The sequence below is a fragment of the Vibrio sp. 10N.286.49.E11 genome, assembly GCF_041469505.1.
GTDB classification, from domain to species: domain Bacteria; phylum Pseudomonadota; class Gammaproteobacteria; order Enterobacterales; family Vibrionaceae; genus Vibrio; species Vibrio crassostreae_C.
On the sequence record NZ_JBFRKQ010000027.1, the window covers coordinates 237,033 to 250,950 of the forward strand.

Consider the following 13,918-nt stretch of genomic DNA (forward strand, 5'->3'; position numbering starts at 1 on the left):
AATGCTAACCACAGAAGCTGAAAAAGTAAGAGAAGCTTTGCTCGAAAAGGGGCTTGAAACCCCGATGACATCGAGCGAAATGAACCCCGACCAGAAGTACAACCGCATCAAAGGGCTTTTGACGGAAGTTGTCAGTACGCTCGGGCTGGATTTAACCGATGACAGTCTCGCTGAAACACCTCATCGCATTGCAAAGATGTACGTTCACGAGATATTTTCAGGGCTCGACTACAATAACTTCCCCAAAATTAGTGTTATCGACAACAAAATGTCAGTTGATGAAATGGTTAAGGTATCGGATATAGATTTAACTTCGACGTGCGAACATCACTTCATCACCATCGATGGTTTAGCACAAGTGGCTTATATCCCAGAATCCAAGATTCTTGGGCTATCTAAAATAAACCGTATTGTTCGATTCTTTGCTCAGCGTCCGCAGGTTCAAGAACGCCTTACACAGCAAATCCTGGTCGCGATACAGACTCTAGTCGAAACAGAAAATGTGGCTGTGACGATTAAAGCAACTCACTACTGCGTTAAATCGAGAGGCGTTATGGACGCTAACTCTGAAACCACCACAACCGCGCTTGGTGGCAGTTTCAAAACTAACCCTCAAACTAGAGCTGAGTTTTTACGATGAGTGGAACGATTCTAATAACTGGAGTGGGGAAGCGTTTAGGATTCGCTCTGGCGCAGCAACTTATATCTGACGGATACAATGTGGTTGGCACTTACCGAAGTGACTATCCTCATTTGCAATTACTGCGCGACAGTGGAGCCGACTTACAACAGGTAGACTTTTATCAACAAAGCAGCCTAGAGGGCTTTCTTCATTACGTTGGTCAAGAATATAAGACACTTCGTGCCATCATACATAACGCTTCCGACTGGAAGCCTGAGAACAAGACAAACCCCAGTGAAAATGCATCACAAATCATGCACCAGATGATGACGATTCACGCCACCGTGCCTTATCTGGTTAATTTAATGCTCAAAGACCAACTAATGTCTGGCGATAAAACGTCGGACATCATCCACATCAGTGATTACGTTGCGGAAAAAGGCAGTAAAAAACACATCGCTTACGCGGCCAGTAAAGCCGCACTCAACAACTTGACGCTGTCGTTCTCAGCGATGCTGGCTCCCAAGGTGAAAGTCAATACTGTCTCTCCTGCCATGATAAAATTCAATGAACATGATGACGAGGCGTACAAAACCAAAGCTCTGAAAAAAGCACTGATTCCCGCAGAGGCAGGCTTTGAAGAAGTGATAGATGGCATTAAGTTTGTTTTGGCTAGTCACTATATGACAGGAAGGACTTTGCACCTTGATGGCGGCAGGCACTTGAAGTGAAGTTCATGCGTTGTGATCTTGAGGCAGGATAGTCAACTAATCTATTCGTCTTTCATATCGTCTAACTACATTTTTTTAAGTTGTCCCTCGACACTTTTTGGGTTTTAGACATTAGAACGTGTTTGCATGGGCGACTCACCAAACAACTGCTTGTAGCTTTGGCAAAAATATCCCAGATGAAAAAAACCAAAGTCAAAGGCGATTTCATTGATGCACCGTTGTTCGCTCGGATTTTGCAGAATGCGCCGTACCTGGTTGAGACGTACATTTTGTATAAATTGTTTTGGTGATATGCCACAACAGGACTCAAAGGTGTATTGCAGCGTACGGCGACTGACATAAACCGCATCGCACAGTTCAGACACGGTGACGGGTTTACGGTACTGCGAGTTATCTAGGTACTGCCTAATTCGACGCATGGTGTTCTCACGCTGTGAGGCATTGGTTTTTTGCATATTTTGATTAGACGATTGAGCGAACAATTCGACCAACATATCTTGAACAATGGATTGATGAGTTTGAAAAGACCAGCGAGATTGACTCGGGGAGAGTAGTAAGCTCAAGTAAGCTTTTATTTGTTGGGTGTAGTGTTGAGAGCAACCAAGAAAGTGGCTCTTGCTGTTTAATGATTCAATCTCTAGCTGTTGCTGAATCATTTCAACCAGTGAAGGGCTTATGACTAACCCATAAATAGAAAAGGTTTCTGGCGTAAGTAGCTCAAAATCCGCCCCAGCCTCACGGATCAAAATACTATCAGGATTACCTTGTGCGTAATTGATGTGTAAAGGTCTATCGTTAGCACTGATCCCTAACCAAATCCCTTCATTAATACGACATTGCTGCTTGAGTTTTCGGTTGCTGTCTTCTCGAAATAGGTGCACGTGAGAAAATTTTCGTTCACGGATCTGACCTAGAAAACTTCCTTGACTCAGTTGGTCATATTCTTGCTGCCAGTTAAAGAGGCTGGCTGCCTGCTGATTTGCATCAAATGTGTTGAATGTGCACAAATTAGGTGCATAACGCATCAATTCTTCATCCTTTCTCATCATTCCATGACCTACCCATGTGACCCATATTAGTACAGTGTGTCTTTAAGTTTATGTTTATTAATGCTTTTTTATGTTTGCCGATTCTTGATATTCATTCGGTTCAAAAATCGCTTAATTACTCATATATACAAAAGGTTATTGAGCAAGAACTGAACCAGTTTATGAAGAGGGAATTTATGACAGCAGCTTATCGCCGACAACAAGGGCACCTGGTTTTTAACTTTGAGTCGTTAGCAGATCTGATGGCAAAGGCTACGCCAGAGCGTTCAGGGGATGTTTTGGCTGGTGTATCTGCGACTTCTGCTGCAGAGCGTGTTGTAGCTCAGATGACACTGGCAGACTTGCCCCTAAAGACGTTTTTAAATGAAGCGGTGATCCCTTATGAAAGTGATGAAGTTACTCGTTTAATCATTGATAGCCATGATAGAGAGGCGTTTAAAGCGATTGATCACCTTACAGTGGGAGACTTTCGGAACTGGCTGCTAAGTGATGAAGCCGATAGTCTCACGCTTGCAAAGCTGCGTCCTGGTTTAACTCCAGAAATGGTGGCTGCAGTGAGTAAGATCATGCGTAATCAGGATTTGATCCAAGTCGCCAAAAAATGTCGGGTAGTGACTGCGTTTCGTAACACCATTGGCTTGCCTAGTCGTTTATCCACCCGTTTACAGCCCAATCATCCAACCGATTCTCTCAATGGCATTGCCGCCAGTATTTTTGATGGTTTGATGTATGGCAATGGTGATGCTGTGATCGGCATTAATCCCGCAACAGATAATGTACCACAGGCAATTAAGTTGATGAATCTGATGGAAGAGGTCATTCAACACTACCAGATCCCGACCCAATCTTGCGTATTAACCCATGTTACAAACACGATTGAAGCGATTGAGATGGGCGCTCCGGTGGATCTCGTCTTTCAATCTATTGGTGGCACTCAAGGTACGAACGACACCTTTGGTATTAACCTTTCGATCCTTAAAGAAGCAAACGAAGCGGCGCTTTCGCTGAACCGAGGCACAGTTGGAAGTAACGTCATGTACTTTGAGACAGGGCAAGGAACATCTCTCTCTGCCAATGCTTTTCATGGTGTGGACCAACAAACTTGTGAGACACGGGCTTATGCCGTAGCGCGTCATTTTAATCCATTGTTGGTTAATACCGTGGTCGGCTTTATCGGCCCTGAATATCTCTTTGATGGAAAACAGATTATTCGAGCAGGGCTTGAGGACCATTTTTGTGGCAAATTGCTTGGCCTGCCGATGGGGTGTGATATCTGCTATACCAACCATGCCTATGCCGATCAAAATGATATGGATAACTTACTGACATTGCTCGGTGTCGCTGAGTGCTCGTTCATTATGGGGATTCCGGGTTCCGATGACATCATGCTCAATTATCAAACAACCTCGTTTCATGATGCACTTTATGCACGCAAGGTGTTGGGTTTAAAACCTGCGCCGGAGTTTGAGGAGTGGCTAACTCAGATGCAGATTTTTGATGATGTAAAAGATGTGCGCCTAAATGAACGACTCTCCGGCTCATTTGCTGGCGCTCTAGCACAACTTAATGGAGGCCCCGCACATGGGTAAGGTGGTCTCTATGGCAAAACATTCTGCTTCTAAGTTGGTAACTCAAAACCCTTGGCACGAGCTTAAAGGTTTTACATCGGCACGTATTGCACTGGGTCGAAGTGGAAATAGCGTTCCAACTAAAGAGTTGCTTTCATTTCAACTCGACCATGCACAGGCGATGGATGCCGTTCATTGTGCTTTAGATGTGGATTCATTGGTTGAGCTCATCGCTCAATCAAACTCGGTCATTCAACACACTTCTCAGGCACCAATTAAGGCGCACAGCAAAGCGACAGACAGATTCATGTATTTGCAAAGGCCGGATCTTGGTCGTGAGCTTGATGACGTCTGTTGGAATCAGTTGCAAGCCGTTCTTCATTCAGAGTCTCCCCCGTTTGATCTCGCGATAGTAGTGGCTGATGGCTTGTCTTCAATTGCCATTCAAAATCATGCAAATCCAGTCATTGAGCATCTGCTTTCTTTATTAGGGGAAGACGAAGTGCCGTGGCATGTTGCTCCTATTACTGTTGTGAGGCAGGGCCGAGTGGCAATAGGAGATGATGTTTGCGAGTGCTTACAAGCCAAGATGGTGGTGGTTTTGATTGGTGAGCGCCCGGGACTGACCTCTCCAGATAGCATGGGTATGTACCTGACTTGGCAGGCGAGAAGAGGAACAAAAGACTCTGATAGGAACTGCATTTCTAATATTCGCCCACAGGGGTTGGCTTATGAAGATGCGTGTAAGCGAGCGGTATACCTATTGAAGGAAGCTCGTCGGCTAGAGCTTTCTGGGGTCAACCTTAAAGACCGTTCGAGTATCGAGGAAGAAGGTGGTGAGCAGTTAGAAGACAAGCACACAGGCAATTTTTTAATTGGATAAAAGACAAAAATAGAGGGATTTACAATGTCAGAACATCAGGAATATTTGGCGCAAAGACAACTTAAAAGGGGCACTGCTGGGTGGATTTTGCTAGCAGGGTTAGGCGTTTCATACGTGATCTCTGGTGACTTTGCAGGCTGGAACTTTGGTATCGGTCAAGCTGGTTGGGGAGGCTTTCTTATTGCTGCAATTGCTATGGCGGTGATGTACTTTACCCTTGTCCTTTCTTTGGCGGAGATGTCTGCGGCTATTCCCGCTGCAGGAGGTGGCTATAGTTTTGCTCGACAAGCCATGGGACCAACGGGGGGATTTTTTACCGGCTTATCCGTCTTAATTGAGTATGCCCTTGCACCTGCCGCGATTGTCATTTTTATTGGCTCAGCGGTGAATGAACTAATGGGTATCGATGGTCCTCTTGTTTACGCGATCTTTTATGCCATCTTTATCGGTATTCATATGGCAGGGGTAGGAGAAGCTCTGAAAGTCATGATGGTCATCAGTGGGTTAGCCGTACTAGCAATTCTTATGACAGCAGGCGTATTGGTTAGTGAGTTTGATGCTAATAATCTGTTTGATATCGCTCCGGCAACCGCACAAGCCACAGAACTACTTCCTTTTGGTTGGTATGGTGTATGGGCGGCACTACCGTTTGCAATGTGGCTTTTTCTTGCGGTAGAAGGGGTTCCACTGGCTGCTGAAGAGGCGAAAAACCCGGCCAAGGATGTACCCAAAGGTATTATCGGCGCAATGTTATTCTTACTGGTCACCGCTACCTTAGTCGTTCTGCTGCTTGCGGGCGCTGTGGGTTCTGAAGCGATTGCGAATAGTGCCGTTCCTCTAGTCGATGCCTTGAAGTTGACCGGTAATCCAACCGTTGCAACGGCTGTTAATATACTAGGACTTGCAGGACTTATTGCTTCATTCTTCTCGATTATCTACGGTTATAGCCGCTTAGTGTTTGCATTGTCTCGTGCGGGTTACTTGCCTCAAAGCTTGTCGCTTACAAACAAAAACAAAGTGCCTGCTCGTGCTTTAGTGGTGCCGGGTGTGTTTGGTTTTGCTGTGTCATTGACCGGAGAAGGCGACCTGATCTTGGCGATGGCGGTAGTGGGGGCGACAGTGTCTTATGCATTAATGTCGCTTAGTCATATATTGTTGCGTATCAAGCAACCAGAGCTTCACCGTCCATACAAAACACCGGGTGGCATGCTGACTTCCGGCACTTCACTAGTGCTGTCGCTTATTGCAATGACGGGTGTTTATGCTTTTGACCCATCTGCATTCTTTATGACTATGGGACTCTTTGTGATTGGTGGTGCTTATTATGGCCTATATAGCCGTAATAAATTGGTCGCATCGACCGCTGAGGAAGAGTTTGAGATGCTGTCGGTTGCAGAGAAAGAGCTTGAGGCTACTAATTAGATTCAATTTCTAATGGTATTTAAGGCTCTAGTGCTTTGCTGGAGCCTTTATTACACTACTTGTAGTAACTTGCGTGTAAACCCCAATCGTCATCACCTCTAACGATAAATATTAATTTAGAAATAGTGCTGTTTTAGGATCATTTTCTTGGAACGTTTTTGTCCAGACACTTGTCATGATTTTTTATAACGAGTTAGATTCATAGCGACGAGCCCCGAAGTTCATTGATAGTGAAGTTTTCATCGCGCTAATCATGTCGATTGCCTTTCTCTAAAGATAAGTTGAAATGATGCAAAGGAAGAATTCGGCATAGATTATGAATGGGATTGATTCAGTAGACGGAATATATGATTCACTAGTAATTAGGATGAATTACTGTTCGCATGTGTATATGTAGCCTACTCCAGACTAATTTCCCTCACACCCCAACACTGCGACAAACGCATCCAAATACTTTTCTATAGTTAAATCCGCAGAAACAGGTGGTAGCTCTACGGTAATACACGGCAGGCTTCTTTCTTGGCACCATGTTCCGAATGAACCTGGGGTTTCGTAATCCACGTCTTCAACGAGCGGTAGGTTGAACTGCTTACTTAGCCAAGTGGCAAGTTCCGATTGGGCTGGGTCGTCGACTATGGCAAGTGGTTCGTGGAAAGAGATAACGAATTTAGGCTCACGCGCTTCGATAAGGTTGATGAGCGACTGTACTTCAGGTTCAAGTTGTTCGGCTTGCCCGGTTTTCACTTTTACATCTCTGACTGGTGTGTGGGAGCTCCAGCGATACACGGTGCCGTTTTCTGTCCAGTTTTGAGTTGGGAAGGCGCGGTTCAGATCGACTTGGTTGGCGTTGGCGCGAGTGCCTAATTGATTGCCATCTGGGTTCATCGACAGGATCACATCGTGTCTCAAGTTGGCGGCTGGCAAGCTTCTCAGCGCACAAGATAATCCTGCAATAGAAGCGGTTTCATCACCGTGTGTGCCTGCTAAGATCAGCCCGCGAGACTCGCTTTCTATTTGCGCGGGGAAATAGAGCAAAGGCGCACCCAACACTGATTTTCCATATGACAGCGGCTTTATTGAAAATGCAGCTCTTTCTGTTCTTGGAATTGAACTCACCTTTATCTCCTGATTGATCAAGTACTATCAAGTATTAACGATTACACAAACTTACTTAAATAAACTAAAGCGTTAAAACTCGTCAACAGTCGCATTGTTAATTTTATTACTTGCTTCAAAGATAGGCTAGGAGAGCAAAAACATATGGATTTTAAGAAACATTCAACGGCTTTACTCATTTCATCTCTATTGACCCCTTTTATCTCAGTAACTGCCGTTGCTGACACATTGCCTGCGGGAACTTCTCTGGCGAAAGAACAACATTTAGTTCGTGCTAACGATGCAGAAGCGGCGACGCTTGACCCTGCGAAAGCAGAAGGCCTGCCAGAAATGCACATTCTACGTGACCTATTTGAAGGTTTAGTGATTCAAGATCGCGATGGCAATATCACCCCAGGTGTTGCACAGTCTTGGGAAACCGAAGACAACCAGACGTTTGTATTCCACCTGCGTAAAGACGCGCAGTGGTCGAATGGCGATCCGGTGACGGCCGATGATTTCGTGTATGCGATAAGACGCGCGGTAGACCCTAAAACGGCATCGCCAAATGTGTGGTACCTAAAGCTTACTCAAATCAACAATATCGCTGACGTAGCAGAAGGTAAGAAGCCAGTTGAAGAACTCGGTATTTCCGCTGTCGACAAGCACACGGTGAAGTTCGAACTTGATAGCAAAGTGCCATACTTTGTTGCGATGACGGGCCACACATCCATGATGCCAGTGCACAAAGCAACCCTAGAAAGTAGTGACAAGCCGTGGAGCGATCCTAAGCAATTTGTTGGTAATGGTGCATTCGTACTAGATGAGTGGGTGGTGAACGAGCGCATTGAGCTTAAGAAGAACCCGACGTACTGGGACAGTTCAGATACCCACTTAACCGAAGTAACTTATATTCCGTTTGAGAATCAGAATGCCTCGATTAACCGTTATGCGGTGGGCGAGGTCGATATTACTTCGGACGTGCCTACACACATGGCGCAGCAGCTTAAAAGCAAATATCAAGATGCGTTTACCACAGTGCCTCTGTTGTGTACTTACTACTACGCATTCAATACTACGCGACCACCTTTTGATGATGCGCGAGTACGTAAAGCTGTCTCTTATTCTATGATGCGTGACGTTATCACCAATGGTGTGACTCAGGTGGGCAACTTACCGGCTTATACCTTTGCTCATGAGTACACGGCTGGTTTTGATGCAACACAACCTGAATACAGCACGTGGACTCAGAAAGAACGCGATCAAAAGGCCAAAGAACTATTGCAAGAATCGGGCTACGATGCGTCTAACCCGTTGGATTTCAAACTGCTTTACAATACCAGTGAATCGAACAAGTCGATTGCAGTGGCGATTGCATCAATGCTGAAAGGCAACTTAGGCGCACAAGTTGAACTAGAAAACCAAGAGTGGAAGTCTTACTTGGTATCGCGTCGCCAAGGTGATTTTGATGTGATGCGCGCCTCTTGGTGTGGTGACTACAATGAAGCATCAACCTTCTTGAGCCTGTTGCGTTCTGGCTCTTCAGGTAACTTTGCTCGCTACAACAATGAAAAGTACGACGCAGCAATGGATAGCGCACTAGCCGCAACCAGCGAACAAGATCGCCAAGGTTTCTACGACCGGGCAGAACAGTTGCTGGCAGAAGACATGCCGATCGCGCCAATCTACTACTACATGCAGGCTCGTCTAGTGCGACCAAGTGTCGGTGGTTTTGCGAAGAACAATGTAGAAGGGCGTATCTACTCTAAAGATCTCTACATTGAAGAGTAATTGAGCTTCTTATATACCAATAAAATTCTGAAATAAAGAAAAGGGATGTTGATCATAAATATCTGATCAACGTCCCTTCGTCATTAATCTGTAACGGTAAGCGCAAAAAACTGAAACCTGATTGAAGTATTTTTCACTTTTATTTCAATCAGGTGAAGCCATGTTACCCCCTCTACGTGCCCTTGTTGCGTTCGAAGCTGTTGCCCGCCTCGGTTCTATTGGCGCTGCTGCGCGCGAGCTTTGTGTTACCCAAGCTGCGGTGAGTCAGCAGCTTAAAAGTTTAGAAACCTTTCTCGATACCACATTGTTTGAGCGCAGCTCCAAAGGCGTAAAGCTAACGTCAGCTGCTCAGCATTATCAACCGATTGTGGCAGGCTCACTTGCTCACCTTAAATTGCAGACTCAAATCTTGTTCGGGGAAAAAGAAACCGACGTGTTGAGCCTGCGCGTTAATCACACTTTTTGCCATAACTGGCTGTTACCTCGCCTGCCATCTTTTTATCAAAAATACCCTTTTATCAGGCTCGATATTCAGCTGGTGGACTGGCCATCAACCAATCCTTGTCAGAATGTCGATATCGAACTAACCAACGGCAAGGTCGAAAGCGAAGACACCCATAGTGAGCGACTGTTTCAGGAGCATAGGTAACTGGTGTGCAGCCCTTTCAGAGAAATTACGCTCAGCAATTCAGAAGATCAAACTTGAGCAACAACCAACTCTAACAATTAAGTCTAGTTTTGGTATTAGCTTGCTATCAGAAAAGGAAAAGTGGAAAGACTGTGCGATCGCGCGCTTTATCAAGCAAAGCTAAAAGGACGAAATACAATTGTGATTGAAGAGTCATACCCGGCATCAACAAAAGCGATCGGCAGCTCTTAGTTTGACTAAGAGCCAACATCCACACAAATTATTTTTGGCATGTTTAGCCCTAAAAGGCTTTCGTCGTGCAAAGTGATGACGAAAATCGGTAAATAAAAGTCAAAAATAAAAACGCGAGCGGTAGATTGCGATTTATGTTGGTGCTACGTTATGAGCAATTTATAACATATAAGTCATGACACATTAGACTGAGAGATAGCAGCTAACGATGAACAAGACAAAAAGATATCCGGCCAGCATAGTATTCAGCTACCTAATACTTTCATCTTTATGGGTTTTATTTTCTGATCTCGCGGTTGAATCATTATCAAATGACTTGCGTGAACATGCCTTAGCACAGACAGTCAAAGGTCTGGTATTTATCATTCTAACGTCTGCTCTGTTATGGGTAATGGTTCGGAAAAATAATCGCGATTTAGAGAGCGCCAACGATCTTGATAGTGTCACCGGGCTTCATAGCCCATCAGTTTTTTATCGATATTTAAATAAAAGACTGAAAAATTCTCAAGCCATTGACCATTATGTCCTCTTCTTATTAGACATTGATAACTTCAAATCTGTCGCTGACCAGATCGGATTCGAAAATACAAATTCATTTTTAAAAGACATTGCACGATCTATTGAATTTCCTATTGAGCATCAACCACTTTCGTCACGGGTACATTCCGATGGTTTCGCATGTTTAGTCAAACTCGATGATAAGGAAGATATTGAATCCTACATTGCTCTCGTACATCGTAGATTTAACCAGTGTGCTTATCGTTATGATATCCACGCCACTTGTTGTATTGGCGCTGCTCTATTCCCCTCGGATGGGAATAATGCCAAGCAACTCATGGCATCAGCAACCCACGCCTTAACTGAAGCAAAGAAAAGCAAGGACACGATTGAATTTCATGACCCAAAACTCACTGAGCTTGAACGTCAACGTCAAGAAATGGTGCAAGAATTACGTAAAGCGATTGATGACAAAGCGATTGATATTGTGTTTCAGCCTAAATTCAACATTGAAAGTAGACTCGTCGCAGGTGTGGAGGTGTTGTCTCGTTGGACGCATGAGCGCTATGGTGTCGTTTCACCGGATATCTTTGTCGCGCTAGCAGAAGAGAATTATTTTTGTCGTGATTTGACTACGTTAGTTCTAGAGAAGACTGCGTCACAACTTAGGGCTAATGGCTTGCTAGGGAATGAGCTTAATAGTGTCTCGGTCAATATTTCAGCGGTAGAGCTAAATAGCGTTGATGACATGAACCATCTGGACGAATATCTACGAAAGGATCCCGAGTTTGCTCGCTTACTTTGTCTGGAAATCACTGAAACCGCTATTTTGAAAGATATAGATCAGTGTGCAATCGCTGTTCAGAAGTTAAAAAAACAAGGGGTGTCCTTTTCGATAGATGATTTTGGTGTTGGCTACACGTCTTTTGGTATATTTAGCAAATTGGATGTAGATGAAATCAAAGTCGATCGCAGTTACATCAGTGGGTTAGAAGATGATTATCGTTCTAGAGCTATAACGTCTGGTATCATTGATATAGCGCGAGGGTTTGGCATTAGTGTTGTGGCTGAAGGGGTTGAAAATGCTCAACAACTGTCAATTTTGAAAACGTTAAATTGCGAACAAGCCCAAGGTTATTATCTGGGCTACCCGATGCCATATAAGCAGTTGAAAGAAAGTCTCACCTCTGAAATAGAACCATGTTCAACAACATAACTTAATACTTTTTCATCTAGGCTACAGAGATACAGATGACTTGTATCGAGAAGGATGCTGTTGGCCTAACTATAAGAAATCCCCATTCGCTGACAAAACGAATGGGGATTTTAGTTACTAGGGGGTAGTAATTTTATCTTCTAACTTGTTTCAGGTTTTAAATAGCCACCATAGTCGCGGCTTTCTTCATTGCTTCCTTGGTTGAACACTCAATCACGTTCGCGTTAGCAAAGCGGTGAGCGTCTTTCACTTGAATATCGTGAGCCAAGATAACCAGCTTCGCGTTCGCTACATCTAGGTCGGTGATGCGGTTCTGAATACCGTTTTGACCTTGAGTTTCTACCTTGATCTTAAGGCCTGCTGCTAAGCCTGCTTTTTCCAGTGCTTTCGCTGCCATGAAGGTGTGTGCAACACCTGAAGGGCAACATGTTACTGCTACGATGTCGTACTCGCCTTCGCCTGCTACAGGTGCTGTTTGAGCTTGAACTGGCGCTGCTTCAACCATGTCATCTTCTGTTTCTACTGCGACTGGTTTCCAGAAGCCAACGATAACCGCTGTGGTTAGCGAGCCAAGTGCAATACCTACTACGTACATTGGAATGTTGCTTGATACAGGTGCAGTGATTAAGCCGCCCCAAGGTGCGTGAAGTAGAACGTCTGTCATGAAGCCAAACACACAACCCACGATACCACCGGCAACGATTGAAGGAAGTACGCGCATTGGGTCATTCGCTGCGAACGGGATAGCGCCTTCAGAGATACCGATAGAACCCATGATTGCTGCAGCTTTACCTGCTTCTTGCTCTTGTTTAGAGAACTTGTTTTTGAATAGGAACGTTGCCAATGCCATGCCTAGAGGTGGTGTACAAATCGCGATGCCTACGCCGCCCATTAACCATGGTTGTGTGTCTACTTGAGTTTGAGCAAATAGGGTCGCTACTTTGTTGATAGGGCCGCCCATATCAAATGCCGTCATACCACCAAGGATTGTGCCCAGAACCATCTTAGATGCACCCGCCATTGACGCTAGGAACTCGTTCATTGAAGCCATGAACAGTTTGATTGGCTCACCGATGCCCCACAGTACGATACCTGCCGAGATTAGCGTACCAACAAGCGGGTAGATGAAGTAAGCACCTAGTGCAGTCATGTTAGTAGAAAGTGGGATCTTCTTAAGTTGAAGTACCACGCCACCTGCGATGAAGCCAGCAACGATACAGCCAAGGAAGCCGCCTCCCATGTCTGCCATAATGCCAGAAGAGATCATCGCTGGCGCTAGTGCTGGTTTGTCTGCAATGGAGTAACCAATAAAGCCGCCAAGAATGATTGGGAAAAGAACAAGGCCCTTGATACCGATGTTAGAGATGTCTGCCAGCAAGCCGTCTGCTGGAACCGCACCTTTACCCGATGCCATGACCGCTAACGCCAACAGAACACCACCGGCTACGATGAAAGGCAGCATGTGTGATGTACCGAAAAGCAGGTGACCTTTCATGGTACTAAGGAGTTTTTTATAGTCGCTACTACTATTTTTATTATTAGAATTGCTACTGGTATTCGTAGCTTGATTTGCTAGGGTACTCATAATTGTCTACGCCTTATGAATTAATTAAAATATTAAGGATTTGATGTTCATCTTTTGCGTTATGGATATCTTGAATAAATTCATTACTGAATTTTCCAAATAGTTCTTGTAGTACATAAATATGATGGTCAGCACCGTTGTCTGGTGAAGCAATCATAAAAAATACGGTTGGGTTAATACCGTCTTCATCGCCATACTCAATGCCTTCTCGCTTTACACCAACAGCAATTGCTGGCTCAGTTACTGCCTTGCTTTTTGAGTGTGGGTAAGCGATGCCGTCCATTGAGGTGATGCTTTGAGATTCACGAATTTCGATGTCTGCCAAGAAGGCTTCTTTACTGCTGATTCGGTTATTCTCAAATAACATGCCTGCCAATTCTTCAAACAGTTCTTTTTTATTATTTGCTTGAAGGTTGTTATTAATTAAGTTGACGTTAGTTAGCTGTGTGATCATTTATTAACTCATTCACTATTGAAGTTCTTGAATTAAAATTAATGGATTAACTCGATTCGCGAAATAGCAAATAAAAGCCCTTCACTGTACATTTGTATCCAGCAAAATTAAGTGTGATTTGCAT

The 13,918-nt window shown here is 44.5% G+C and carries 11 protein-coding genes and 2 pseudogenes; 9 read left to right on the forward strand and 4 right to left on the reverse strand.

The genetic code is table 11. The annotated features are described in order from the left end of the window. Window position 1: 1 nt before the first annotated feature. Together folE and folM are read left to right on the forward strand one after the other, a co-directional pair. A complete protein-coding gene (folE, locus tag AB4167_RS05655) occupies window positions 2-640 on the forward strand; it encodes a GTP cyclohydrolase I FolE (protein WP_102398130.1) in 639 nt (212 codons plus the stop codon). Next, on the forward strand, window positions 637-1,353 hold the full coding sequence (gene folM / locus AB4167_RS05660) for a dihydromonapterin reductase (RefSeq protein ID WP_104216029.1): 717 nt from the start codon (window positions 637-639) through the stop codon (window positions 1,351-1,353). The genes folE and folM overlap by 4 nt, the downstream gene beginning before the upstream one ends. 104 nt (window positions 1,354-1,457) lie before the next feature. Here folM and AB4167_RS05665 read toward each other — a convergent pair whose 3' ends face one another. Next, window positions 1,458-2,378, reverse strand: a complete 921-nt coding sequence (locus AB4167_RS05665; RefSeq protein ID WP_017061644.1) for a helix-turn-helix domain-containing protein — start codon at window positions 2,376-2,378, stop codon at window positions 1,458-1,460. A gap of 200 nt (window positions 2,379-2,578) precedes the next feature. Between AB4167_RS05665 and AB4167_RS05670 the strand changes: the two genes are divergently transcribed. From AB4167_RS05670 to eat, 3 genes are read left to right on the forward strand one after another with little or no spacing between them, the layout of a single operon-like run. Next, window positions 2,579-3,991, forward strand: a complete 1,413-nt coding sequence (locus AB4167_RS05670) for an ethanolamine ammonia-lyase subunit EutB (protein ID WP_017061645.1) — start codon at window positions 2,579-2,581, stop codon at window positions 3,989-3,991. Beyond that, the gene (eutC, locus tag AB4167_RS05675; RefSeq protein WP_136974151.1) at window positions 3,984-4,853 is read left to right on the forward strand and encodes an ethanolamine ammonia-lyase subunit EutC; all 870 of its coding nucleotides are present in this window, start codon (window positions 3,984-3,986) and stop codon (window positions 4,851-4,853) included. Before AB4167_RS05670 ends, eutC begins: the two co-directional genes overlap by 8 nt. 24 nt (window positions 4,854-4,877) lie before the next feature. After that, window positions 4,878-6,275 (forward strand): ethanolamine permease, encoded by a 1,398-nt coding sequence (gene eat / locus AB4167_RS05680; protein WP_017061647.1) that lies wholly within the window; start codon window positions 4,878-4,880, stop codon window positions 6,273-6,275. A gap of 408 nt (window positions 6,276-6,683) precedes the next feature. Here eat and mpaA read toward each other — a convergent pair whose 3' ends face one another. Continuing rightward, window positions 6,684-7,391, reverse strand: coding sequence for a murein tripeptide amidase MpaA (mpaA, locus tag AB4167_RS05685; RefSeq protein WP_372098080.1), 708 nt, complete (start codon window positions 7,389-7,391; stop codon window positions 6,684-6,686). Between the two features lie 144 nt (window positions 7,392-7,535). Between mpaA and AB4167_RS05690 the strand changes: the two genes are divergently transcribed. The 4 genes and pseudogenes from AB4167_RS05690 (at window position 7,536) to AB4167_RS05705 (ending at window position 11,755) form a co-directional block, all read left to right on the forward strand. Further along, complete coding sequence (locus tag AB4167_RS05690) at window positions 7,536-9,161, forward strand: ABC transporter substrate-binding protein (protein WP_372136272.1); 1,626 nt, start codon at window positions 7,536-7,538, stop codon at window positions 9,159-9,161. A gap of 160 nt (window positions 9,162-9,321) precedes the next feature. Further along, window positions 9,322-9,807 (forward strand): annotated as a pseudogene (locus AB4167_RS05695) (LysR family transcriptional regulator); the annotation flags it as partial. Between the two features lie 10 nt (window positions 9,808-9,817). Next, window positions 9,818-10,041: pseudogene (locus tag AB4167_RS05700) on the forward strand (GGDEF domain-containing protein); the annotation flags it as partial. A 208-nt stretch (window positions 10,042-10,249) separates the two neighbouring features. Next, complete coding sequence (locus tag AB4167_RS05705; protein WP_372136273.1) at window positions 10,250-11,755, forward strand: putative bifunctional diguanylate cyclase/phosphodiesterase; 1,506 nt, start codon at window positions 10,250-10,252, stop codon at window positions 11,753-11,755. Between the two features lie 157 nt (window positions 11,756-11,912). On the opposite strand, the gene AB4167_RS05710 is transcribed toward AB4167_RS05705, so the two are convergent. Next, a complete protein-coding gene (locus AB4167_RS05710) occupies window positions 11,913-13,340 on the reverse strand; it encodes a fructose-specific PTS transporter subunit EIIC (protein ID WP_372136274.1) in 1,428 nt (475 codons plus the stop codon). Window positions 13,341-13,353: 13 nt separating this feature from the next. Beyond that, window positions 13,354-13,794, reverse strand: a complete 441-nt coding sequence (locus AB4167_RS05715) for a PTS sugar transporter subunit IIA (RefSeq protein WP_372136275.1) — start codon at window positions 13,792-13,794, stop codon at window positions 13,354-13,356. Window positions 13,795-13,918 lie beyond the last annotated feature (124 nt).